20 protein-coding genes and 1 pseudogene are annotated in these 23,135 nt (G+C 61.8%); 12 read left to right on the top strand and 9 right to left on the bottom strand.

The features are described 5' to 3' along the window. Positions 1-6 precede the first annotated feature (6 nt). Genes ftsX through ftsY form a run of 3 tightly spaced genes read right to left on the bottom strand, consistent with a single transcriptional unit; the run spans position 7 to position 3,100 of the window. Positions 7-1,029, bottom strand: a complete 1,023-nt coding sequence (gene ftsX, locus BOP93_RS25425; protein WP_104505018.1) for a permease-like cell division protein FtsX — start codon at positions 1,027-1,029, stop codon at positions 7-9. Further along, positions 1,026-1,697: a cell division ATP-binding protein FtsE gene (gene ftsE / locus BOP93_RS25430; protein WP_003213784.1), complete on the bottom strand. Its 672-nt coding sequence runs from the start codon at positions 1,695-1,697 to the stop codon at positions 1,026-1,028. Before ftsE ends, ftsX begins: the two co-directional genes overlap by 4 nt. Beyond that, on the bottom strand, positions 1,694-3,100 hold the full coding sequence (gene ftsY / locus BOP93_RS25435; RefSeq protein ID WP_104505019.1) for a signal recognition particle-docking protein FtsY: 1,407 nt from the start codon (positions 3,098-3,100) through the stop codon (positions 1,694-1,696). Before ftsY ends, ftsE begins: the two co-directional genes overlap by 4 nt. Before the next feature lie 231 nt (positions 3,101-3,331). Here ftsY and BOP93_RS25440 point away from each other — a divergent pair, with 231 nt between their 5' ends. From BOP93_RS25440 to BOP93_RS25455, 4 genes are all read left to right on the top strand, one after another. Continuing rightward, entirely contained in the window at positions 3,332-4,687 is a 1,356-nt protein-coding gene (locus BOP93_RS25440; RefSeq protein WP_065885340.1) for a M16 family metallopeptidase, read from the top strand. Further along, positions 4,680-6,170 carry a M16 family metallopeptidase gene (locus BOP93_RS25445; protein ID WP_065934208.1) on the top strand — a complete coding sequence of 497 codons (1,491 nt, stop codon included), beginning with the start codon at positions 4,680-4,682 and terminating at the stop codon, positions 6,168-6,170. The genes BOP93_RS25440 and BOP93_RS25445 overlap by 8 nt, the downstream gene beginning before the upstream one ends. Next, the gene (gene rsmD, locus BOP93_RS25450; RefSeq protein WP_057723500.1) at positions 6,170-6,775 is read left to right on the top strand and encodes a 16S rRNA (guanine(966)-N(2))-methyltransferase RsmD; all 606 of its coding nucleotides are present in this window, start codon (positions 6,170-6,172) and stop codon (positions 6,773-6,775) included. The genes BOP93_RS25445 and rsmD overlap by 1 nt, the downstream gene beginning before the upstream one ends. 132 nt (positions 6,776-6,907) lie before the next feature. Further along, the gene (locus BOP93_RS25455; protein WP_104505020.1) at positions 6,908-7,903 is read left to right on the top strand and encodes a hydrolase; all 996 of its coding nucleotides are present in this window, start codon (positions 6,908-6,910) and stop codon (positions 7,901-7,903) included. A gap of 119 nt (positions 7,904-8,022) precedes the next feature. On the opposite strand, the gene BOP93_RS25460 is transcribed toward BOP93_RS25455, so the two are convergent. Both BOP93_RS25460 and BOP93_RS25465 read right to left on the bottom strand, forming a co-directional pair. After that, positions 8,023-8,877 (bottom strand): sulfurtransferase, encoded by an 855-nt coding sequence (locus BOP93_RS25460; RefSeq protein ID WP_104505021.1) that lies wholly within the window; start codon positions 8,875-8,877, stop codon positions 8,023-8,025. 33 nt (positions 8,878-8,910) lie between these two features. Continuing rightward, positions 8,911-9,582: a TetR/AcrR family transcriptional regulator gene (locus tag BOP93_RS25465; protein WP_104505022.1), complete on the bottom strand. Its 672-nt coding sequence runs from the start codon at positions 9,580-9,582 to the stop codon at positions 8,911-8,913. 133 nt (positions 9,583-9,715) lie between these two features. On the opposite strand from BOP93_RS25465, the pseudogene BOP93_RS25470 reads away from it, so the two are divergent. From BOP93_RS25470 to BOP93_RS25490, 5 genes and pseudogenes are all read left to right on the top strand, one after another. Then, positions 9,716-11,155, top strand: a pseudogene (locus BOP93_RS25470) (coniferyl aldehyde dehydrogenase); the annotation flags it as partial. A gap of 28 nt (positions 11,156-11,183) precedes the next feature. Then, positions 11,184-11,729 (top strand): twin-arginine translocation pathway signal protein, encoded by a 546-nt coding sequence (locus tag BOP93_RS25475; protein ID WP_104505024.1) that lies wholly within the window; start codon positions 11,184-11,186, stop codon positions 11,727-11,729. A 34-nt stretch (positions 11,730-11,763) separates the two neighbouring features. Beyond that, positions 11,764-13,359, top strand: a complete 1,596-nt coding sequence (locus BOP93_RS25480) for a GMC family oxidoreductase (protein WP_104505025.1) — start codon at positions 11,764-11,766, stop codon at positions 13,357-13,359. Between the two features lie 103 nt (positions 13,360-13,462). Then, positions 13,463-13,942 (top strand): pantetheine-phosphate adenylyltransferase, encoded by a 480-nt coding sequence (gene coaD, locus BOP93_RS25485; RefSeq protein WP_003234650.1) that lies wholly within the window; start codon positions 13,463-13,465, stop codon positions 13,940-13,942. Positions 13,943-14,043: 101 nt separating this feature from the next. Continuing rightward, entirely contained in the window at positions 14,044-14,295 is a 252-nt protein-coding gene (locus BOP93_RS25490; protein WP_003195146.1) for a YfhL family 4Fe-4S dicluster ferredoxin, read from the top strand. Positions 14,296-14,418: 123 nt separating this feature from the next. Here BOP93_RS25490 and mutM read toward each other — a convergent pair whose 3' ends face one another. Beyond that, positions 14,419-15,231 (bottom strand): bifunctional DNA-formamidopyrimidine glycosylase/DNA-(apurinic or apyrimidinic site) lyase, encoded by an 813-nt coding sequence (mutM, locus tag BOP93_RS25495; protein ID WP_104505026.1) that lies wholly within the window; start codon positions 15,229-15,231, stop codon positions 14,419-14,421. Between the two features lie 21 nt (positions 15,232-15,252). Continuing rightward, positions 15,253-16,065 (bottom strand): HDOD domain-containing protein, encoded by an 813-nt coding sequence (locus tag BOP93_RS25500; RefSeq protein ID WP_205885831.1) that lies wholly within the window; start codon positions 16,063-16,065, stop codon positions 15,253-15,255. 295 nt (positions 16,066-16,360) lie between these two features. On the opposite strand from BOP93_RS25500, the gene BOP93_RS25505 reads away from it, so the two are divergent. Beyond that, positions 16,361-17,557, top strand: coding sequence for a class I SAM-dependent rRNA methyltransferase (locus BOP93_RS25505; protein ID WP_104505028.1), 1,197 nt, complete (start codon positions 16,361-16,363; stop codon positions 17,555-17,557). 328 nt (positions 17,558-17,885) lie between these two features. Further along, on the top strand, positions 17,886-19,727 hold the full coding sequence (ilvD, locus tag BOP93_RS25510; protein WP_065885327.1) for a dihydroxy-acid dehydratase: 1,842 nt from the start codon (positions 17,886-17,888) through the stop codon (positions 19,725-19,727). 93 nt (positions 19,728-19,820) lie between these two features. Here ilvD and BOP93_RS25515 read toward each other — a convergent pair whose 3' ends face one another. Beyond that, a complete protein-coding gene (locus BOP93_RS25515; protein WP_104505029.1) occupies positions 19,821-20,879 on the bottom strand; it encodes a phosphorylcholine phosphatase in 1,059 nt (352 codons plus the stop codon). Positions 20,880-21,120: 241 nt separating this feature from the next. Between BOP93_RS25515 and BOP93_RS25520 the strand changes: the two genes are divergently transcribed. Then, entirely contained in the window at positions 21,121-22,512 is a 1,392-nt protein-coding gene (locus BOP93_RS25520; protein WP_065891596.1) for an L-cystine transporter, read from the top strand. 85 nt (positions 22,513-22,597) lie between these two features. Here BOP93_RS25520 and BOP93_RS25525 read toward each other — a convergent pair whose 3' ends face one another. Then, entirely contained in the window at positions 22,598-23,110 is a 513-nt protein-coding gene (locus BOP93_RS25525; protein ID WP_104505030.1) for a dihydrofolate reductase, read from the bottom strand. Positions 23,111-23,135 lie beyond the last annotated feature (25 nt).

The following is a 23,135-nucleotide window of genomic DNA, read 5'->3' on the forward strand; positions in this document are numbered from 1 at the left end:
CATTAACTACTTCGGCGCCAGCTCACGTAAATGCCGTGCGACCGCAATCCACGCACCGATATACCCCAACAGCACCGCGCCAAGCAAGAGGCTCAGGCCATCGGCCACCGGCACCCCAGCCAGGGCGAAATCGCTGCCGTACAAGCCGGCCAGCCCGATAACCGCATCGTTCAGCCAGTCCAGGCCAAAAGCCAGCAAGCCCCAGGACAAAACCCCGGCACCGAAGCCATAAAGCGCGCCCATGTACAGAAAAGGACGACGCACATAGCTGTCCGTGCCGCCGACCAGTTTAATCACTTCTATCTCGGTGCGGCGGTTTTCAATATGAAGACGAATGGTATTACCTATCACCAAAAGTAATGCAGACACCAGCAGCACCGTCAAACCGAACACGAAGCGGTCGCCCAGCTTGAGGATCGCGGCCAGGCGCTCTACCCAGACTAGATCAAGTTGCGCCTGTTGCACCTTGGGCATCGCTGCAAGTTTCTGTCGCAGGGCTTCCAGGGCCGGTTTGTCCACTTCGTCCGGCGTCACCAGCACCACGCCCGGCAACGGGTTCTGCGGCAGCTCCTTGAGCGCCTCGCCCAGGCCGGATTGTTGCTGGAACTCCTCAAGCGCCTGGTCGCGGCTGATGTATTCGGCCTCCGCCACGCCCGGCATGTTCTTGATTTCGTCGCGCAGCGCTTCGCCTTGCTGGGTGCTGGCATCCAGGTTCAGGTACAGCGAAATCTGCGCCGCGCGCTGCCAGGAACCGCCCAGGCGCTCGACATTGTTGAGCAGCAACGACAAGCCCATCGGCAGGCTCAGGGCCACGGCCATCACCAGGCAGGTGAAAAAGCTGCCGATCGGCTGCTTGCCCAGGCGGCGCAGACTGTCGAGCAGGCTGGCGCGGTGACTTTCGATCCAGGCACGCAACAGGGTGCCGAAGTCCGGACCGTCGTCATCGTCGCGTTTTTTCTTTTTTGGTTGCGGGTCGGCCGGTTTCGGCGCCACGCGTTCGGATACTTTAGGGCTGCGTGTCGCACTCATACGCCGGCCTCCCCGTCGCCGATCAGGCGGCCGCGTTGCAGGGTCAGCATGCGGTGACGCATACGGGCAATCAGGGCCAGGTCGTGGCTGGCGATCAATACGCTGGTGCCCAGGCGATTGATGTCTTCGAACACCCCCATGATCTCGGCCGCCAGGCGCGGGTCGAGGTTACCGGTGGGTTCGTCCGCCAGCAGCAAGGCCGGGCGGTGGACGATGGCGCGGGCGATACCCACGCGCTGTTGCTGGCCGGTGGACAGGTCGCCGGGGTAGAGGTCGGTCTTGTCCGACAACGCCACGCGTTCCAGGGCCGAATCCACCCGCTTGACGATCTCGGCCTTGGACAGCCCCAGGATCTGCAGGGGCAAGGCGATGTTGTTGAACACCGTGCGATCGAACAGCAACTGGTGGTTCTGGAACACCACGCCTATCTGGCGGCGCAGGAACGGGATCTGCGCGTTGCTGATGGTGGCCAGGTCCTGGCCCGCCAGCAACAGCTTGCCGGTGGTGGGACGCTCCATCGCCAGCAGCAGGCGCAACAAGGTGCTCTTACCGGCGCCGGAGTGACCGGTGACGAACAAAAACTCGCCCCGCCGTACTCGAAAGCTCAGCTCATGCAAGCCCACATGCCCGTTGGCGTAGCGTTTACCGACCTGTTCGAATCGAATCATGAACGCTCCCGCTCGGCAAACAGTGCCTGTACAAAGGGTTCGGCTTCAAAGGTGCGCAGGTCGTCGATGCCTTCACCGACGCCGATGTAACGAATCGGCAACCCGAACTGTTTGGCCAGGGCGAAAATCACACCGCCCTTGGCCGTGCCGTCCAGCTTGGTCAAGGCCAGGCCGGTCAGTTGCACCGTCTGGTTGAATTGCTTGGCCTGGCTGATGGCGTTCTGGCCGGTACCGGCGTCGAGCACCAGCAGCACTTCATGGGGGGCATCGGCGTCGAGCTTGCCGATCACGCGGCGGACTTTCTTCAGCTCTTCCATCAAGTTGTCTTTGGTGTGCAGGCGACCGGCGGTGTCGGCGATCAACACATCGATGTTACGGGCCTTGGCGGCCTGCACGGCATCGAAGATCACCGAAGCGGAGTCGGCCCCCGTGTGCTGGGCGATCACCGGGATCTTGTTGCGCTCACCCCACACTTGCAGCTGCTCGACGGCAGCGGCACGGAAGGTGTCGCCGGCGGCGAGCATGACTTTCTTGCCCTCACCCTGCAGCTTTTTGGCCAACTTGCCGATGGTGGTGGTCTTGCCGGCGCCGTTGACGCCCACGACCAGGATCACGAAAGGTTTCTTCGGCGTAATCACCAGCGGCGCTTCAACCGGTTTAAGCATGGCGGCCAGCTCGGCCTGCAGGGACTTGTACAACGCGTCGGCGTCGGTCAACTGCTTGCGCGCGACTTTCTGGGTCAGGCTCTGGATGATCACGGCGGTGGCTTCGACGCCCACGTCTGCGGTAAGCAGGCGGGTTTCAATGTCTTCCAGCAGCTCGTCATCGATGGTCTTTTTGCCGAGGAACAGGCTGGCCATGCCTTCGCCGATACTGGCGCTGGTTTTGCTCAGGCCCTGCTTGAGGCGGGCGAAGAAGCCGGTTTTACTGGTTTCGGCGGGGGCGGCGGGCTCTTCGATGACCCCAGGCACGGCAACTGCAGCTGGCACTTCAGCAGGGACTTCAGCAGGCATTTCGACTGCTGGGGGCGCCGTGACGACAACCTCTACCGGCGGCGCCACAGGAATGGGCGGCGTCACGTGTTCAGCCTGCACATCCTCGACAAGCGCCACCGGCTCCTCGGCTACCGGCAGCTCCAGCCACGGTTTGTGCTCGGGTTCAGGTTCAGGCGCAGGTTCTGCCTCGACCACCGGCTGCAACACCGGCTCCGCGATAGGCAACACCACCGGTGCCGGCGTTTCGGCAACCGGCTCGGCTTCTACTATAGGCTCAGGGGTAGGTTCGGGTTGAACCTGCGGCTGTTCGACGACGGTTTCCTGCGGCTTTTTGCGCAGCCATCCGAACAGGCCTTTTTTCTCGCCAGCCGCAGCTGGGGTCTTCTTGTCGTCGTTGGAACCAAACATGGAGACGGCTATCTCAAGGTAGCGACGCGCCAAGGGGCGCTTCGGTAAATAAAATTCGATGCGTAACAGACTGTTTTTTAGCCAGCTCGTTCATGCGCAACATTTTGAAGGCCAAAATAGGGCCTCAACAAGACAGCCGTAGTGGCCGCCCCTAAGTCGGATCGGTATCCTAGCACCTCCTCGCCCGCCGACGCTAAGACCAAGCGGGCAGTCCAACAGGTTAAAAAACGAATGAATGCTCTAGCCCGCCGCGCCGCAGGCCTGCTGCTCAGCACAGTTTGTCTGCCCCTTTCAGCTTTGGCTGCCGATCCACAACCCACCCACGAATTCACCCTCGACAACGGCCTCAAGGTCGTCGTGCGCGAAGATCATCGTGCGCCGGTGGTGGTTTCCCAGGTCTGGTACAAGGTGGGCTCGAGCTACGAAACCCCGGGCCAGACCGGTTTGTCCCACGCCCTGGAACACATGATGTTCAAGGGCAGCGCCAAGGTCGGCCCCGGCGAAGCCTCGCTGATCCTGCGCGACCTGGGCGCCGAAGAAAACGCGTTCACCAGTGACGACTACACCGCTTACTATCAGGTGCTGGCCCGCGACCGCCTGGGCGTGGCCTTCGAGCTGGAAGCCGACCGCATGGCCAGCCTGCGCCTGCCGGCCGATGAGTTCAGCCGCGAAATCGAGGTGATCAAGGAAGAGCGCCGCCTGCGCACCGACGACAACCCGATGTCCAAGGCCTTTGAACGTTTCAAGGCCATGGCCTTCCCGGCCAGCGGCTATCACACGCCAACCATCGGCTGGATGGCCGACCTGGAACGCATGAAGGTCGAGGAACTGCGCCACTGGTACCAGGCCTGGTACGTACCGAACAACGCGACCCTGGTGGTGGTCGGCGATGTCACGCCGGACGAGGTGAAAACCCTGGCCCAGCGCTACTTCGGCCCGATCCCCAAGCGCGACGTCCCGCCCGCCAAGATTCCGCTGGAGCTGGCCGAGCCCGGCGAGCGCCTGCTGACCCTGCACGTGCAAACCCAATTGCCAAGCGTCATGCTCGGTTTCAACGTGCCGGGCCTTGCGACTGCCGAAGACAAGCGCTCGGTACAAGCCCTGCGCCTGATCTCGGCCCTGCTCGACGGCGGCTACAGCGCGCGTATCTCCGAGCAGCTGGAGCGCGGTGAAGAACTGGTCTCCGCCGCCTCCACCAATTACGACGCCTATACCCGCGGCGACACGCTGTTCATGCTGAGCGCCACGCCTAACCAGCAGAAGAAAAAGACCGTCGCCCAAGCCGAAGCCGGCCTGTGGCGCCTGTTGGAAGAGCTCAAGGCCAAGCCGCCTACCGCCGAAGAACTCGAGCGCATCCGCGCCCAGGTGATAGCGGGCGTGGTTTACCAGCGCGACTCCATCACCAGCCAGGCCACGGCCATTGGCTCGCTGGAGACCGTCGGCCTGTCGTGGAAGCTGATGGACACCGAGCTTGCTGACCTGCAAAGCGTGACCCCGGAAGATATCCAAAAGGCTGCGCGCACCTATTTCACCCGGGAACGTCTGAGCGTCGCCCATGTTTTGCCCGAGGAGACCGCTCATGAGTGACCGCAAAAGCAGCCGCCTGATTCTGCCCGGCCTGATCGCCGTTACCCTGTGCGCGGCCAGTGCCGTGTACTTCCTGCGCCCGAGCGAATCGGTTGCCAGCCCGGCGCTGGACAAAGCTCAATCGGCAAGCAAGCTGCAATCGCTGGCTGAGCTGGACGGTAAAGCGCCGACCAACCGCAAGCTCGATGTGCAGACCTGGACCACCGCCGAAGGCGCCAAGGTGCTGTTCGTCGAAGCCCATGAGTTGCCGATGTTCGACGTGCGCATCCTGTTCGCCGCCGGCAGCAGCCAGGACGGCAACGTGCCGGGACTGGCCTTGATGACCAATGCCATGCTCAACGAAGGCGTGCCGGGCAAGGACGTCAGCCAGATCGCCAGCGGTTTTGAAGGCCTGGGCGCCGACTTTGGCAATGGCGCCTACCGCGACATGGCCCTGGTGTCCCTGCGCAGCCTGAGCGACAGCGACAAGCGCGAGGCCGCACTGGCGCTGTTCGATGACGTGATCGGCAAGCCGACGTTCCCCGCCGATTCACTGGCGCGCATCAAGAACCAGATCCTGGCCGGCTTCGAATACCAGAAACAGAACCCCGCCAAGCTGGCGAGTATCGAGCTGTTCAAGCGCCTGTACGGCGACCACCCGTATGCCCACCCAAGCGAAGGCACGCCTGAAAGCGTTCCGGCGATTACCGTGCAACAGATGCAGGCCTTCCACGCCAAAGCCTACGCGGCGGGCAATGCGGTGATCGCAGTGGTCGGCGACCTGACCCGCGCCGAAGCCGAAGCCATGACCGCCAAGGTTTCTGCAGCATTGCCCAAGGGCCCGGCGCTGGCGAAGATTGCCCAGCCGACGGAGCCCAAGGCCGGCCTGAGCCGTATCGAGTTTCCCTCCAAGCAAACCCATCTGCTGTTCGCCCAACTGGGCATTGACCGCGCAGACCCGGATTACGCGGCCTTGTCCCTGGGCAACCAGATTCTCGGCGGCGGAGGCTTCGGCACCCGTCTAATGAGCGAAGTGCGCGAAAAACGCGGCCTGACCTACGGCGTGTACTCCGGTTTTTCGCCGATGCAGGTGCGCGGCCCGTTCATGATCAACCTGCAGACCCGCGCCGAAATGAGCGGCGGCACCCTGCGTCTGGTTGAAGACGTGGTGGCTGACTACCTCAAAAACGGCCCCACCCAGAAAGAACTGGATGACGCCAAGCGCGAACTGGCCGGCAGCTTTCCGCTGTCCACCGCCAGCAACGCCGATATCGTCGGGCAGTTGGGGGCCATGGGTTTCTACAACCTGCCGCTGAGCTATCTGGAAGATTTCATGAAACAATCCCAGGCCCTGACCGTAGAGCAGGTCAAGGCTGCAATGAACAAACACTTGAGCGCCGACAAGATGGTCATCGTGACCGCCGGCCCGACGATTGCGCAAAAGCCACTACCGCCCCCCACTGATAAACCCGCCGAGCAGCCGCTCGGGGTTCCGGAGCATTAATGGCCAGTTCATCTCGCCCGAAAAAACCTGTCCACAACGTGCATAACGGTGTGGGCCAACTGCGCATCATTGGCGGTGAATGGGGCAGCCGCAAGCTGAGCTTCCCCGATGTCGTGGGCCTGCGTCCGACCCCGGATCGCGTGCGCGAAACCCTGTTCAACTGGCTGGCGCCGTACATCGGCGGCGCCAAGGTACTCGACCCGTTTGCCGGCAGTGGCGCGTTGTTCCTGGAGGCGCTGTCCCGTGGCGCGGCCCAGGCACAGGCGCTGGATGCGAGCAATGTAGCGGTGTCCAGCCTCAAGGAACACTTGGGTACCTTGCGCTGCACCAATGGCCAGGTCCAGACCGCCGATGCCTTGCGCTACCTGGAAACCCAGGCCGCCAGCGAATACGACGTGGTGTTCCTCGACCCGCCGTTCAACCAGAACCTGCTGCCGACCGTGTGTGCGTTGCTGGAAGAACGCCAATGGCTGGCACCGGATGCGTGGATCTACACTGAAAGCGAGACCGCGCCGTCGACGCTCGGCCTGCCGGGCAGCTGGCGCCTGCACCGGGAGCAGAAATCCGGGCGGGTGTATTACGCGCTGTGGCACCGCGCCCTGTAGGAGCGAGCTTGCTCGCGAAGGTCGAACAGGCGGCATGGGCTGCCTGATAGCGCTGCGTGATCGTTAACGTTTTTCGCGAGCAAGCTCGCTCCTACGGGGGGCATGGCAAGCTCGTCCGGCAGCGAGTATTTCATGACTCCCTCTGTGGACCGCTTCAAACCCGCCTTCGGCCTCGGCAACCCCCACCTGCAAACACTGTGGGGGCCGCTGTGGCGCCCGACCACCCACATCGAGCGCCAACGCGAACGTCTGTGGCTGGAAGACGGCGACTTTCTCGACCTCGACTGGCACGGCCCCCACGACGTGCAAGCGCCGCTGGTGCTGGTGTTGCACGGGCTGACCGGTTCGTCCAATTCGCCTTACGTCGCCGGCCTGCAAAAAGTCCTCGCCGCGCAAGGCTGGGCCAGCGTGGCATTGAACTGGCGCGGCTGCTCGGGCGAGCCGAACCTGTTGGCTCGCAGCTACCATTCAGGTGCCAGCGAAGACCTGGCCGCAGCGATTGCTCATCTGCGCACCAAGCGACCTTTGGCGCCCCTGTATGCGGTGGGCTATTCCCTGGGCGGCAATGTGTTGCTCAAGCATTTGGGCGAAACCGGTGCAGCTTCGGGGCTGCAAGGCGCGGCAGCGGTATCGGTGCCGTTTCGCCTGGACCAATGCGCGGATCGCATCGGGCTGGGGTTTTCGCGGATCTACCAGAAGCACTTCATGCGCGAGATGCTGGCGTACATCCGCGTCAAGCAACGCCAGTTTCTGCAGGATGGCCGTGACGAGGGGCTCAAAACTCTGGAGGCGCTGGGCTCACTGGAGAAAATGCGCACCTTCTGGGACTTCGATGGGCGTGTGACTGCGCCGCTGCACGGTTACTTAAGTGCCGAAGACTATTATCGCCAGGCCTCGAGCCGGTATTACCTGGGTGGTATCCGCACGCCGACGCTGATTATCCAGGCGGCCGATGATCCGTTTGTGTTTGCCCACAGCCTCCCTGAGGCAAGTGAACTGTCGGCATGCACGGAGTTTGAGCTGTTGGCCAAGGGTGGGCATGTGGGGTTTGTAGAGGGTTCGCTGAAGCGTCCCGCCTATTACCTGGAACACCGCATCCCCCAGTGGTTACTGGCACAACACGGTTAAACATGTGGGAGGGGGCTTGCCCCCGATGGCGGTGGATCAGTAACAGATGTACTGACTGACACACCGCTATCGGGGGCAAGCCCCCTCCCACACTTTGATTGGGTTTGCAGATCTGGCCTTTAGTCGCCTGTCGCAATTTCACGAGCAGGATCCGTAATCCACTCACTCCACGACCCCGCATACAACTTGCCCAACGGATACCCCGCCAAGCTCAGCGCAAACAGGTTATGGCACGCCGTTACCCCCGAACCGCAATACGCCACCAATTCTTCCGGCGGGCGCCCCTGCAACTGCGCGGCAAAACGCTGCCTGAGCTGCTCGGCCGGCAAGAAACGACCATCACTGCCCAGGTTTTCATTGAAGGCCGCGCACTGCGCACCGGGAATATGCCCGGCAATCGGGTCGATGGGCTCTACTTCGCCACGAAAACGCGGCTGGGCGCGGGCGTCGATCAAGGTCAGGCCGGGCTGACCCAGGCGTTTTTGCACATGCTCGGCATCCAGCACCAGCCGATTATCCGGCGTACCGGTGAAGGTGCCCGGCTCAGTCACTGGAGCATCCAGGCTCAAGGGGAAACCGGCGCTGTGCCAGGCCTTGAGGCCACCATCTAGAATAAACACGCCATCACGCTTGCCCAGCCAGGTCAGCAGCCACCAGGCACGGGCGGCATAGGCACCGGGGCCGTCGTCATACAGCACCACATCGGTGTCGGCACTGATGCCCCAGGCTCGCAGCTGTTCGGCGAAGGTGTCCGCCGCAGGCAACGGATGACGGCCGGTCACACCCTTGATCACCGGGCCACTAAGGTGGCGCTCCAGGTCCGCATACTGCGCCCCTTCGATATGCCCCTCGGCATAACTGCACCGCCCGTAATCCGGGTCCTCCAGGGCAAAGCGACAATCCAGGATCACCAGCTCTGCCGACGTCTGGCGCTCGGCCAGTTGCTGGGGGCTGATCAGTTGGGCAAGCGGCATGACTGACTCCTGTGAATACAAAGGGGAAAGGTTCTACTTCACTTCTTCCAGCGCCTGGTTCAACGGCACGTAAAACTCTTTGAACAACGCATCCACCACTTCTTTGGCCTGGGGTGTGACAAACCCCGCCTCCAACACTAGCACCTGATACACCCCCCGCTTGATCGCCTCGGCACTCAGATGGGTGGAGTTCTCATTGGTGGTGCACAGGAAACGCACCCAGGAGGTGAGGATAATCCAGGCGTTAAGGGTCAGGGCTTCGGTTTGCACCGGGTCCATCGAAAGAATGCCGGCGTCGACAAAGCCCTGGTAGATCGCCCCGCCCTGGATCAGGCAGCGCTGGGAAAACCGTCGGTAGCCGGTGGCCAGCTCCGGGTCGCTTTCCAGTAAGTGTTCGAGGTCGCGGTGCAGGAAGCGGTAGCGCCACATGCCGGCCAGTACGGCCTGCAGGTAGAAGCGCTTGTCTTCCACCCTCATCGCGCGCCCTTGGGGCGGGCGTAGGAAACTGTCCACCAAGGCTTCGTATTCGCGGAACAGCACAGCGATAATCGCCTGCTTATTGGGGAAGTGGTAGTACAGGTTGCCTGGGGAAATTTCCATATGGGCGGCGATATGGTTGGTGCTGACACTGCGCTCACCCTGCTGGTTAAAAAGCTCCAGGCTGGTTTGCACAATGCGCTCGCTGGTCTTTACTCGTGGTGCCATAGGGGATCAGCTTCCAAACACGGGATGGGGCATCTTACGGCCTATGCCGGTCAGGTTAAATCCGGATGTTACTGCAATGTTATTTGACAATTTAGAGCAATGACTCTAAAAATCCAGGCAGACCTATAACAATCGGGACCGCGCCATGTCTGCCAACGTTGCCTACCTGCAAGAATCCCAGGCGCTGGATCACCTTCAGGGCCTGTTCGAAGCGCAACGTCGCGCCTATGCCGCCAACCCGATGCCGCCGGCCGCGCAACGTCAGCAATGGCTCAAGGCCCTGCGCGATTTACTCAGCGATGAACGCCAGGCGCTGATCAACGCGATCAGCCAGGACTTCAGCCATCGCAGCGCAGACGAAACCCTGTTCGCCGAGTTGATGCCCAGTCTGCATGGCATTCACTACACCAGCAAACACCTCAAAGGCTGGATGAAACCTTCGCGCCGCGCTGTAGGCATTGCCTTTCAGCCCGCGTCAGCCAAAGTCATCTACCAGCCGCTGGGTGTGGTCGGCGTCATCGTGCCGTGGAACTACCCGTTGTACCTGGCCATCGGTCCGCTGGTCGGGGCTTTAGCCGCCGGTAACCGCGTGATGCTCAAGCTCAGCGAATCCACACCGGCCACTGGTGAACTGCTCAAGGCATTGCTGGCGAAAATCTTCCCCGAGGACCTGGTGTGCGTGGTGCTGGGCGAAGCCGACGTCGGCATGGCGTTTTCCAGGTTGCGGTTCGATCATCTGCTGTTCACCGGGGCCACCAGCATCGGCAAGCATGTGATGCGTGCGGCCGCCGAACACCTCACGCCGGTCACCCTGGAGCTGGGCGGCAAATCGCCAGCCATCGTCTCCGCCGATGTGCCGCTCAAGGATGCTGCCGAGCGTATCGCCTTCGGCAAGGCGTTGAACGCCGGGCAAACCTGCGTGGCACCCGACTATGTGCTGGTACCGGAGGATCGTGTGGACGGCTTCGTCAAGGCTTACTCCGATGCGATTCGCCGATTCTATCCGACCCTGACCGACAACCCGGACTACACGGCCATCATCAACGAGCGGCAGCTGGCCAGGCTCAATGCCTACGCCAAGGATGCCACCGACAAGGGCGCCACCCTGATTGCGCTGTACGACCAGGGCCAGGCACGGCGCATGCCTCACAGCCTGCTGCTGAATGTGAGTGACGAGATGACGGTGATGCAGGATGAGATCTTTGGCCCGCTGTTGCCGATCGTGCCTTATCGCGGCATTGATGAGGCCTTTGCCTACATCAACCGGCGCCCGCGTCCATTGGCCCTGTACTACTTCGGCTACAACAAGAGCGAACAGGACCGTGTGCTCCACGAGACCCACTCCGGCGGCGTGTGCCTGAACGACACCCTGCTGCAGGTGGCCCAGGATGACCTGCCGTTTGGTGGCATCGGCCCCTCCGGCATGGGCCATTACCACGGTCGCGAAGGTTTCCTGACATTCAGCAAGGCCAAGGGCGTACTGGTCAAACAGCGTCTGAACGCGGCGAAGTTGATCTACCCGCCCTACGGAAAATCCATCCAGACGTTGATCCAGAAGCTGTTTATTCGCTGAAACCGCCACCACCGGGACAATAAAGACAATGAATCCCAGCCTGACTGAAATACCTGCGCTGTCGCGGCGCGGCGTCTTGAAAATCGGCCTGTGCGCCAGTGCCTTCCTGGCCACCGCCGGGCTGGGCGCCAGCCTCAGCGGCTGCTCGAGCAGCACGCCGGCCAGCGGCTTTGCGATGTTGCGCGCCAGTGACTTGCCGTTCCTGCGCGCGGTCATCCCGGTGCTGCTGGAAGGCGCCGCCAGCGCGCAGTCCGTCAGCGCCGGGTTGGAAGACACCCTGAAAAAGCTCGACTACAGCCTTCAGCACCTGTCGCCGGAAATGTTCAAGCTCACCCAACAGCTGTTCGACGTGTTGAGCCTGGGCATCACCCGAGGACCGTTGACCGGCATCTGGGGCAGTTGGGAAAACGCCGGCAGCGAGCAGATCCGCAACTTCCTGCACCGCTGGGAAAACAGCTACCTGAACCTGCTGCGCATGGGCCAGGGCTCGCTGCTCAAGCTGGTGATCATGGCCTGGTACTTCCGGCCCGAGTCCTGGGCCCATTGCGGCTACCCCGGCCCGCCGAAGATCTGATCTGCATCCCTCACAATAAAAAGAGACGACTCTGATGCCCGTACCCGATCTGTTCCGCGACGGCCTGGCCCGCGGCTGGAAAACCCACAATGGCGCCGCCCTCGACGGCGACCTGACGCTGGAAGCCGACGTGGCCATCATCGGCAGCGGCGCCGGTGGCGGCACCACCGCGGAAATTCTCAGCGCCGCCGGCTACAAGGTGCTGCTGATCGAAGAAGGCCCACTCAAGACCAGCAGCGATTTCAAGCTGCTGGAAGACGAAGCCTATGCCAGCCTGTACCAGGAAGGGATCGGGCGCATGAGCAAGGACGGTGCGATTACCATCCTGCAGGGCCGGGCAGTGGGCGGCACCACGCTGATCAACTGGACCTCCAGCTTCCGCACCCCCGATGCCACCCTCGCCCACTGGGCCAGCGAATACGCGGTGAAGGGCCATAGCAGCGCCGAAATGGCGCCGTGGTTCGAGACCATGGAACAGCGCCTGGGCATTGCGCCGTGGGCCCTGCCGCCGAACGCCAACAACGACGTGATCCGCAAAGGCTGCGAAAAGCTCGGCTACAGCTGGCACGTGATCCCGCGCAATGTGCGTGGCTGCTTCAACCTGGGTTATTGCGGCATGGGTTGCCCGGTCAACGCCAAGCAGTCGATGCTGGTGACCACCATCCCCGCCACCCTGGACAAAGGCGGCGAGCTGCTCTACCTGGCCCGAGCCGAGCGCCTCAACTACAGCGGCGATACGATCAGCAGCCTGGAATGCGTGGCCATGGACGCACGCTGCGTGGCGCCTACCGGGCGCAGGATCAGCGTGAAGGCCAAGCATTACGTACTCTCGGGCGGCGGCATCAACAGCCCGGCACTGCTGATGCGCTCTAACGCACCCGACCCGCATTCACGGCTGGGCAAACGCACCTTCCTGCACCTGGTGAATTTCTCCGCCGGGTTGTTCGACGAGGTAATCAATCCGTTCTACGGGGCGCCGCAGTCGATCTATTCCGACCATTTCCAGTGGCAGGACGGCACTACCGGTAAAATGTCCTACAAGCTAGAAGCACCGCCCTTACATCCAGGGCTGGCGAGTACCTTGTTTGGCGGCTACGGGGCGCAGAATGCCTTGGACATGAGCCGATTGCCCCATACCCACGCCATGCTCGCGCTGTTGCGCGACGGTTTTCACCCCGACAGCCCTGGCGGCGCAGTGGAACTGCGCGGTGACGGTACGCCGGTGCTCGACTATCAGGTCTCGCCCTATACCTGGGACGGCCTGCGCCGGGCCTTTCACAGCATGGCCGAGATTCAGTTCGCGGCGGGCGCCACCTCGGTCAAGCCCCTGCACCACGACGCCCGCTACGTGAACACCTTGGCCGAGGCGCGCAGCGTAATTGATGGGTTGAACCTCCAATTGCATCGGACCACCCTGGGCAGCGCCCATGTGATGGGCGGTTGCGCCATGGGCGAAGACCCGAAAAACGCGGTGGCCGACAGCCTTGGGCGCCACCACCAATTGCGCAACCTGTCGATTCACGACGGCTCGCTGTTTCCTACCAGCATTGGGGCAAATCCCCAGTTGTCGGTGTATGGACTGAGCGCCCAACTGGCGTCAGCCTTGGCCGAACGTCTGAAAACAGCGTGAAAAACCGTTCGATTCACGGCATTTATCTCCATAAGTCGACTTGGCCGACCGGGATGGCTGCGATACCATCCGATTCCCCAACGGACTCCGCCAGGACGACGCGATGAACCGAGTGTTGTACCCAGGTACCTTCGACCCGATTACCAAAGGCCATGGCGATCTGGTCGAACGCGCCTCTCGCCTGTTCGACCATGTGATCATCGCGGTTGCCGCCAGCCCCAAGAAAAACCCGTTGTTTCCCCTGGAGCAACGCGTGGAGCTGGCACGTGAAGTCACCCGGCACCTGCCTAATGTGGAAGTGGTGGGCTTTTCGACACTGCTGGCGCACTTTGCCAAGGAGCAGAACGCCAATGTGTTCCTGCGCGGCCTGCGCGCGGTGTCGGATTTCGAATATGAATTCCAGCTGGCCAACATGAACCGCCAATTGGCGCCGGACGTGGAAAGCCTGTTCCTCACGCCGTCGGAACGTTATTCGTTCATTTCCTCGACGTTGGTGCGTGAAATCGCCGCTTTAGGCGGAGATATCACCAAGTTCGTGCACCCGGCCGTGGCGGACGCGCTCACCCTGCGCTTCAAGAAGTAAGACCGCTCACTCGGCGCCCGCTCGCACTGCGGGCGCCAATGCGGCACAATTGCGCGCATTCGTTTTCAATGCCCTGGCTGACAGCCCTGGCAGGAGTTTTCATGTCCCTGATCATCACCGACGATTGCATCAATTGCGACGTCTGCGAACCCGAGTGCCCGAACGCTGCGATTTCCCAGGGTGAAGAGATCTATGTGATCGATCCCAACCTGTGCACGCAATGTGTCGGCCACTACGACGAACCCCAGTGCCAGCAGGTGTGCCCGGTGGATTGCATTCCGCTGGATGAGGCGCATCCCGAGACTGAAGAGCAGTTGATGGAGAAGTATCGGAAGATTACCGGTAAGGCTTGAGGTTCTTTAGCGCCTGTTAAGGCCTCATCGGGGGCAGCCCCCTCCCACACTTTGATTTGTGAATACATTCAAAATGTGGGAGGGGGCTTGCCCCCGATAGCGATATCATCCCTCACACAGTAATCAGCTCTGACACTTGGGACAAAACACACTCGCCCGCTGCCCCAGCAGCACATTGCGCAACTCGCTCCCGCAGACCTTGCACGCCTCGCCGCCCCGGCCATACACGAACAGTTCCTGCTGGAAATACCCCGGCTGCCCGTCGCCGCCGATAAAATCGCGCAGGGTGGTACCGCCCCGCTCGATCGCTGCAGCCAGCACGCGCTTGATTTCGATCGCCAGCCTCAGGTAGCGCGCCCGCGATATACCGCCCGCCGTACGACGCGGATCGATCCCCGCCGCAAACAGCGCTTCGGTCGCATAGATATTGCCCACGCCCACCACCACGGCGTTATCCATGATGAACGGCTTCACCGCCATCGACCGTCCACGGGACTGCTGGAACAAGCGTTCGCCATCAAACAGCGCGGTCAACGGCTCGGGCCCCAGGCGGATCAGCAGCTCGTGGTTGTGCGGGTCCTGGCTCCAGAGCATTGCGCCAAAACGCCGGGGGTCGGTGTAGCGCAGGGCCAAGCCGGATTCCAGCTCGATGTCCACATGTTCATGCTTGGCCGCAGGCATGCCCACCTCCACCAGGCGCAGGTTGCCCGACATGCCCAGGTGGCTGATCAAGGTGCCCACTTCGGCGTTGATCAACAGGTACTTGGCGCGCCGCTCCACCAGCACGATGCGCTGCCCGGACAGGCGCACATCAAGGTCTTCGGGGATCGGCCAGCGCAGGCGACGCTCACGCACCACCACTCGGCTGACGCGCTGGCCCTCCAGGTGAGGGGCAATCCCGCGCCGGGTGGTTTCGACTTCTGGTAACTCAGGCATGTGTACCTCGGGAAGAAAAGCTCAGTGCGCGCCCAGTTCGCGGATCGACAACTTCATGCTTTCGAAGTCGTAGTCCGACAGGCCCACGTAATCGAGCACCAGATGGCTGATCGCATCCCACTCATGGTCAACGGCCTGGTTGCCCAGCACGCGATAGGACGAACAGATGTGCTCGGCCATTTTCAGGATCGCCAGCAGGTTCTTGAGGACGGGGTTGCGCGACGACTCATCGCTGAAAATCGCCAGGGCGTTGTGGTGATTGGCGATGGCGTCGGTGACATGCTCCGGCAGGCGCCAGGACTTGGCGGTGTAGTAACCCACCACGGCATGGTTAGTGTTGAACGCGTTGTTCTCGGTGTCGACCACACGGCAATCCGGGCCGGCATTGGCGTAGGCCTGCTCCAGCACCGTCATGTAGTTCGGGAACCGCTTGAGCATCAGCGGCACGCCGCAATCGTGGAACAGGCCCAGGGCGTAGGCTTCGTCAATCGCCTGGGAGCCGGTGCGCTTGGCCAGGGTCAGACAGGTCATTGCCACATCCTGGGCCGTGTCCCAGAAGCGGTTGAGCGTGACGATGGTGTCGTCGCTCATCTCACCCTTGATCGACAGCGCATTGATCAGGTTGATGACCGAGCGGCTGCCCAGCAGGTTTACCGCGCGCTGAATCGAGGCGATCTTGTTGCTCAGGCCGTAATACGGCGAGTTGACGATTTTCAGCAACGCGCCGGACAGGCCCGGGTCCTGGGCGATCAGCCGGGCGATCACTTCCAGGTCCGGGTCGGGCATGTACTGCTCCATCTGCAAATCCACCATGATTTGCGGCTGGGGCGGCACGCTGATGCCTTGCAGGACCTGCTGGATCTGTTCGGCGGAAAGCTCTTGGGACATAAGTACACACTCTGGGCTAGGTGGGGATTCTACCCCTTATGCAGACCGGGCCGACACCCAAATGCCCGATTGAAACTCGATCAAATGTGGGAGGGGGCTTGCCCCCGATTGCGGTATATCAGTGAAAGATGAGCTGACTGACCCACCGCTATCGGGGGCAAGCCCCCTCCCACATGTCCGGCGGCGCCGCCAAGCAATGCACAACACGGTATACTCCCGCTCTTTTTTCCGGAGCGACGTCATGTCCCTGCCAAGCCTGCGTCTCAAAGCCAACGCCGATCGTCGTTTGCGCAACGGCCACCTGTGGGTCTACAGCAACGAAATCGACGTGGCCGCCACCCCACTCCACGGCTTCCAGGCAGGCGACCAGGCTATCCTGGAAGCAGCCGGCGGCAAGACCCTGGGCATCGTGGCCATGAGCCCGAACAACCTGATCTGCGCCCGCCTGCTGTCGCGCGACATCAAGTTGCCGTTGGACAAGTCGCTGCTGGTGCACCGCCTGAACGTCGCCCTGTCCCTGCGCGATCGCCTGTTCGACAAGCCGTTCTACCGCCTGGTCTATGGCGATTCCGACCTGCTGCCGGGCCTGGTGGTCGACCGTTTCGGCGACATTCTGGTGGTACAGATCGCCTCGGCAACCATGGAAGCCCATAAGGAAGACGTGATCGCCGCACTGACCCAGGTGCTCAAGCCCAGCGGCATCCTGTTCAAGAACGACTCCGCCGCGCGCGACGCCGAAGGCCTCAACCGCTACGTCGAAACCGTATTTGGCCTGGTGCCGGAATGGGTCGCGCTGGAAGAAAACGGCGTGAAGTTCGAAGCGCCAGTCATCCAGGGTCAGAAAACCGGCTGGTTCTACGACCACCGCATGAACCGCGCCCGCCTGGCGCCATATGCCAAAGGCAAGCGCGTTCTGGACCTGTACAGCTACATCGGCGGCTGGGGCGTGCAAGCCGCCGCTTTCGGCGCCAGTGAGGTGTTCTGCGTCGACGCGTCGGCCTTCGCCCTCGACGGCGTGGAGCGCAACGCCGCGCTCAACGGCGTGACTGAGAAGATGACCTGCATCGAAGGCGACGTCTTCGAAGCGCTCAAGGAACTCAAAGCCAGCGAAGAACGCTTCGACGTGATCGTCGCCGACCCACCGGCCTTCATCAAACGCAAAAAAGACATGAAAAACGGCGAAGGCGCCTACCGCCGTCTGAACGAGCAAGCCATGCGCCTGCTCAGCAAGGACGGCATCCTCGTCAGCGCCTCGTGCTCCATGCACCTGCCCGAAGACGACCTGCAGAACATCCTGCTCACCAGCGCCCGCCACCTGGACCGCAACATCCAGATGCTCGAACGCGGCGGCCAGGGCCCGGACCACCCGGTGCACCCGGCAATCGTCGAGACGCGGTATATCAAGAGCATTACGTGCCGTTTGTTGCCCAATAGCTAACGCCGACCACCTTGTAGGAGCGAGCTTGCTCGCGAAAAACAAATAGACGCCACTGGCTACCTGATAGCACTGCGTTATCGTCGACGATCTTCGCGAGCAAGCTCGCTCCTACAGGTAGACGCCCATTCCCTCCAGCCGCCAGCGGTGTAGAATCGGCCCTATTCATCGCCAGTCATCCCCCGGCGGGTTTATGAGCTCGAGGCCCAAGCACGCGGCGATCCCGCGACGCGAGTGGCAACTTCCGGACACACGGCCATTTTCTGAGTGTTCCAGACGTCAATAGAAGCTCACTCCCCTTTGATACCGATTAGCCGCCCGGAGTGCTCCAATGCCTGATTACCGCTCAAAAACATCCACCCACGGCCGCAACATGGCCGGCGCGCGCGCATTGTGGCGTGCCACGGGGATGAAAGATGACGACTTCAAGAAGCCGATCATCGCGATTGCCAACTCGTTTACCCAGTTCGTACCCGGCCACGTCCACCTCAAGGACCTGGGCCAACTGGTCGCCCGCGAGATCGAACGCGCCGGCGGCGTGGCCAAGGAATTCAACACCATCGCCGTGGACGACGGCATCGCCATGGGCCATGACGGCATGCTGTATTCCCTGCCGAGCCGCGAGATCATCGCCGACTCCGTGGAGTACATGGTCAACGCCCACTGCGCCGACGCCATTGTGTGCATCTCCAACTGCGACAAGATCACCCCCGGCATGCTGATGGCCGCCCTGCGCCTGAACATCCCGGTGATCTTCGTCTCCGGCGGCCCGATGGAAGCCGGCAAGACCAAGCTTGCCTCCCATGGCCTGGACCTGGTCGACGCCATGGTCATCGCCGCCGATTCCAGCGCGTCTGACGAGAAAGTCGCCGAATACGAGCGCAGCGCTTGCCCGACCTGCGGTTCGTGCTCCGGCATGTTCACCGCCAACTCGATGAACTGCCTGGTGGAAGCCCTGGGTCTGGCCTTGCCGGGCAACGGTTCCACACTGGCCACCCACAGCGACCGCGAGCAGCTGTTCCTGCAGGCCGGCCGCACCATCGTCGAGCTGTGCAAGCGTTACTACACCGAGAATGATGAGTCGGTACTGCCGCGCAATATCGCCAACTTCAAGGCGTTCGAGAACGCCATGACCCTGGACATCGCCATGGGCGGTTCCACCAACACCATCCTGCATTTGCTGGCCGCCGCTCAGGAAGCCGAGATCGACTTCGACCTGCGCGACATCGACCGCCTGTCACGCCACGTGCCGCAGCTGTGCAAGGTCGCGCCGAACATCCAGAAGTACCACATGGAAGACGTGCACCGCGCCGGCGGGATCTTCTCGATCCTCGGCTCCCTGGCCCGTGGCGGCCTGTTGCACACTGACCTGCCGACCGTGCACAGCAAATCCCTGGCCGAAGGCATCGCCAAGTGGGACATCACCCAGACTGACGACGAAGCGGTGCATCACTTCTTCAAAGCCGGCCCGGCGGGTATCCCGACCCAGACCGCGTTCAGCCAGTCGACCCGTTGGGACACCCTGGACGACGACCGTGAAAACGGCTGCATCCGCAGCGTCGAGCACGCCTACTCGCAAGAAGGCGGTCTGGCCGTGCTGTACGGCAACATCGCCCTCGACGGTTGCGTGGTGAAAACCGCCGGTGTGGATGAATCCATCCACGTCTTCGAAGGCCGCGCCAAGATCTACGAAAGCCAGGACAGCTCGGTACGCGGCATCCTCGCCGACGAAGTGAAAGAAGGCGACATCGTGATCATCCGCTACGAAGGCCCCAAAGGCGGCCCGGGTATGCAGGAGATGCTCTACCCGACGTCCTACCTGAAATCCAAAGGCCTGGGCAAAGCCTGCGCGTTGCTGACCGACGGCCGTTTCTCCGGCGGTACTTCGGGCCTGTCCATCGGCCACGCGTCGCCAGAAGCCGCTGCCGGTGGCGCGATTGGGCTGGTGCAGGATGGCGACAAGGTGCTGATCGACATCCCGAACCGCTCGATCAACCTGTTGGTCAGCGATGAAGAACTGGCGGCGCGTCGGGTCGAGCAGGACAAGAAGGGCTGGAAACCGGTGGAGAAACGTCCACGCAAGGTGACCACCGCGTTGAAGGCGTATGCACTGCTGGCGACCAGTGCCGATAAAGGTGCTGTGCGTAACAAGGCGATGCTTGACGGTCTGTAACCGTCCCCCCATGAAAATGCCCCGCACCTGGCGGGGCATTTTTTTGCCTGGAGATAACCCCCAAGACCCACATTTTTTACTGCGTTCAGCCTGTTACTGGATATCTTCCGGCTTGACGATCACCCAGTTCTTGTCCGCCGTTACCGGCAACCCTTCCTTGGCCTGCGCCGCCGCATGCTTGGCGATCATGCCATTAAGCTGGGTCATGTATTTGTCCTTGCGGTTGATCCACAAGTGAATGCCGCCCTTGGCCACATCCACGTCATGAAACAGCATGTAGCCATCGCTGGTTGGCGTGTCGCCGCCGACGATCACCGGTTTTTTCCATTCGTCGATATAGGTCAGGATGGCCGCGTGCTTGCCGGCCATCCAGGTCGCCGGGGTCCACAGGTAAGGCGTCAGCTCCAGGCCGAGGTTGGCCTTCTCGTCATACTTGCCGGCGGCAATCTGTTTGCGCGCGGTGGTCAGTTCGCCTGTGTTGCGGTCCTTGAGCAGGGTGGTCACGCCGATCACATTCTCGGGTTTGACGTTGTAGCCGTACTTCGGATCGGCGGCGACCATGCGCACCAGTTCCTCGGAGGCGGCGGTCATCACGTACACCTCGATGCCGTTCTCCATCAGCTTGTTGTACAGCTCGGCCTGGCCGGTGAAGACTTTCGGTGGCTGCACCTCGGACTTTTTCACCGTATCGCCTTCAAAATAACTGACGGGAACGGGTTTGCCGGAGGCCATCAACTCGTCGACCTGGACCTTGAGTTCCTTGAGCGTAAACCCGGAAAACACCTGGGCCACCCACGGGTAGCACACCATGTCGTCCACTTCGCAGAGGCGATAGTAGTAACTGAACAGGCTTTCCTTATGCTCGGCGGTGTCTTTGAACGGCATCAGCTTGAGCGACGGATCGAGGCTGTCGCGGGTGATCAGGCCCTTGTTTTCCATGTACGGCAGCAAGGACTCTTCAAGGTCGTAGCGGTAGCTGGTGTTGTCCATGTCGAACACCGCGAAGTTACCCTTGTTGGCGTTGGCGGCGATCATCTCGTTCAACTGTTTGGCGGCAGGCGCCGGCCAGTGTTTCAACTCGGTGGCGGCGAATACCTGGCTGGTGAGTCCGAGGCAAAGCGCGGCGGCAAGCAATTTCGGCGCGAGCTTCATAAGCGTTTCTTCCTGAGTGAAAAACATCGACGCTAACAAATCCCTGTGACAGTTCCCGTGTCGAGCCCGACCGTGTGCATCCTGATCCCGCCACGGTCGTACGTCAGAGCGTCAAGCGCTTATTCCAAAAACGACAGTCACCATTCCATATCGGTATTAAATCAATATATTTCAAGCTGTTAGGCTTCCCGGTTCGCAATCGCAGGCTCACGCGATTGGCTGCCTTCTCAACGGAGCTTCAATGAATCTTCCCCTGATTCTCAACTTACTGGTGTTCGTGGCCCTGTTGCTGGGCCTGGCACAAACCGGCCGCACGAACTGGAGCCTGGCCAAGAAGGTCCTGTTCGCCCTGGTGCTTGGCGTGGTGTTCGGTGTGGTGCTGCACGCCATCTACGGGGCCGGTCACCCAGTACTCAAGGCCTCCATCGGCTGGTTCGACCTGGTCGGCAACGGCTATGTGCAACTGCTGCAAATGATCGTGATCCCGCTGGTGTTCGCCTCGATCCTCAGTGCCGTGGCGCGCCTGCATAACGCCTCGTCTCTGGGCAAGATCAGCTTCCTGACCATCGGCACCCTGCTGTTCACCACCGCGATCGCAGCGCTGATCGGTATCGGCCTGACCAACCTGTTCGGCCTGACCGCCGAAGGGCTGGTCGCTGGCACTCAGGAAATGGCGCGCCTGCAAGTGATCCAGAACGATTACGCGGGCAAGGTCGCCGACCTGAATATCCCGCAATTGCTGCTGTCGTTCGTGCCGGCCAACCCGTTCGCCGACCTGGCCCGGGCCAAGCCGACGTCGATCATCAGCGTGGTGATTTTCGCCGCGTTCCTGGGGGTTGCCGCGCTGCAACTGCTCAAGGACGACGTGGAAAAAGGCCAGAAGGTGCTCAACGCCATCGACACCCTGCAAGCCTGGGTGATGCGCCTGGTGCGCCTGGTCATGAAGCTGACCCCGTACGGTGTCCTGGCGCTGATGACCAAGGTGGTCGCCAGCTCCAACCTGCAGGACATCATCAAGCTCGGCAGTTTTGTCGTGGTGTCGTACCTGGCCCTGGGCCTGATGTTTGTGGTGCATGGCCTGTTGCTGTCGCTGGCCGGGGTCAATCCGCTGCGCTTCTTCCGCAAGGTGTGGCCGGTATTGACCTTTGCCTTCACCAGCCGCTCCAGCGCCGCCTCGATCCCCTTGAGTATTGAAGCGCAGACCCGCCGCCTGGGAATCCCGCAGTCCATTGCCGGTTTCGCCGCTTCGTTTGGCGCGACCATCGGCCAGAATGGCTGTGCAGGCCTCTATCCGGCGATGTTGGCGGTGATGGTCGCGCCGACCGTCGGCATCAACCCACTGGACCCGCTGTGGATCGCGACGCTGGTAGCGATTGTGACCCTGAGCTCGGCCGGTGTGGCGGGCGTGGGCGGTGGTGCGACCTTCGCGGCATTGATCGTGCTGCCGGCCATGGGCTTGCCGGTGTCACTGGTGGCGTTGCTGATTTCCGTGGAGCCGCTGATCGACATGGGCCGTACGGCGCTGAACGTGAATGGCTCGATGACGGCGGGGGCGATTACCAGTCAGATCATGGGGCAGACGGACAAGGCGTTGCTCGATGCCGATGAGCATGCTGAGTTAGCGCAGGTCTGATAGAGCGCTATCGGGGGCAAGCCCCCTCCCACATTTTGATGTGTGAATACATTCAAGTGTGGGAGGGGGCTTGCCCCCGATGCTTTTAAGCTTTCTCCCAGACTTCAAAGTTGTAAGCCGGTTTATCCCCTTCGGCTGGGTTCTCCACATTCGACACCAGCTTCCACTGGTTCGCATCAAACGCCGGAAACCACGCATCCCCTTCAGGGCTCAACGCCACCCGGGTCAGGTACAGGCGATCCGCCTGCTCCAGCCCCTGGGCATACAACTGCGCGCCGCCGATCAGCATCAGCTCGTCCGCGCCCTGGGCCCTGGCCCATTCCTCCGCGCGCGCTATCGCCGCCTCCAGTGACGCAAACACTTGCGCACCTTCGAGCACCAGGTCGGTCTGACGACTGACCACAATGTTCAGCCGCCCCGGCAACGGTCGGCCCAGGGAATCCCAGGTCTTGCGCCCCATGATGATCGGCTTGCCCAGGGTGGTGGCCTTGAAATACTTGAAATCCCCCGGCAAATGCCAGGGCATGCTGTTGTCGACGCCGATCACGCGGTTTTCACCGAGGGCTGCGATCAGGCTTAAAGGGAGAGTTTTTTTCATGCCGACGAGAATACCAGAGCGGCGA

It is taken from the genome of Pseudomonas orientalis (assembly GCF_002934065.1).
Lineage (GTDB): Bacteria > Pseudomonadota > Gammaproteobacteria > Pseudomonadales > Pseudomonadaceae > Aquipseudomonas > Aquipseudomonas orientalis_A.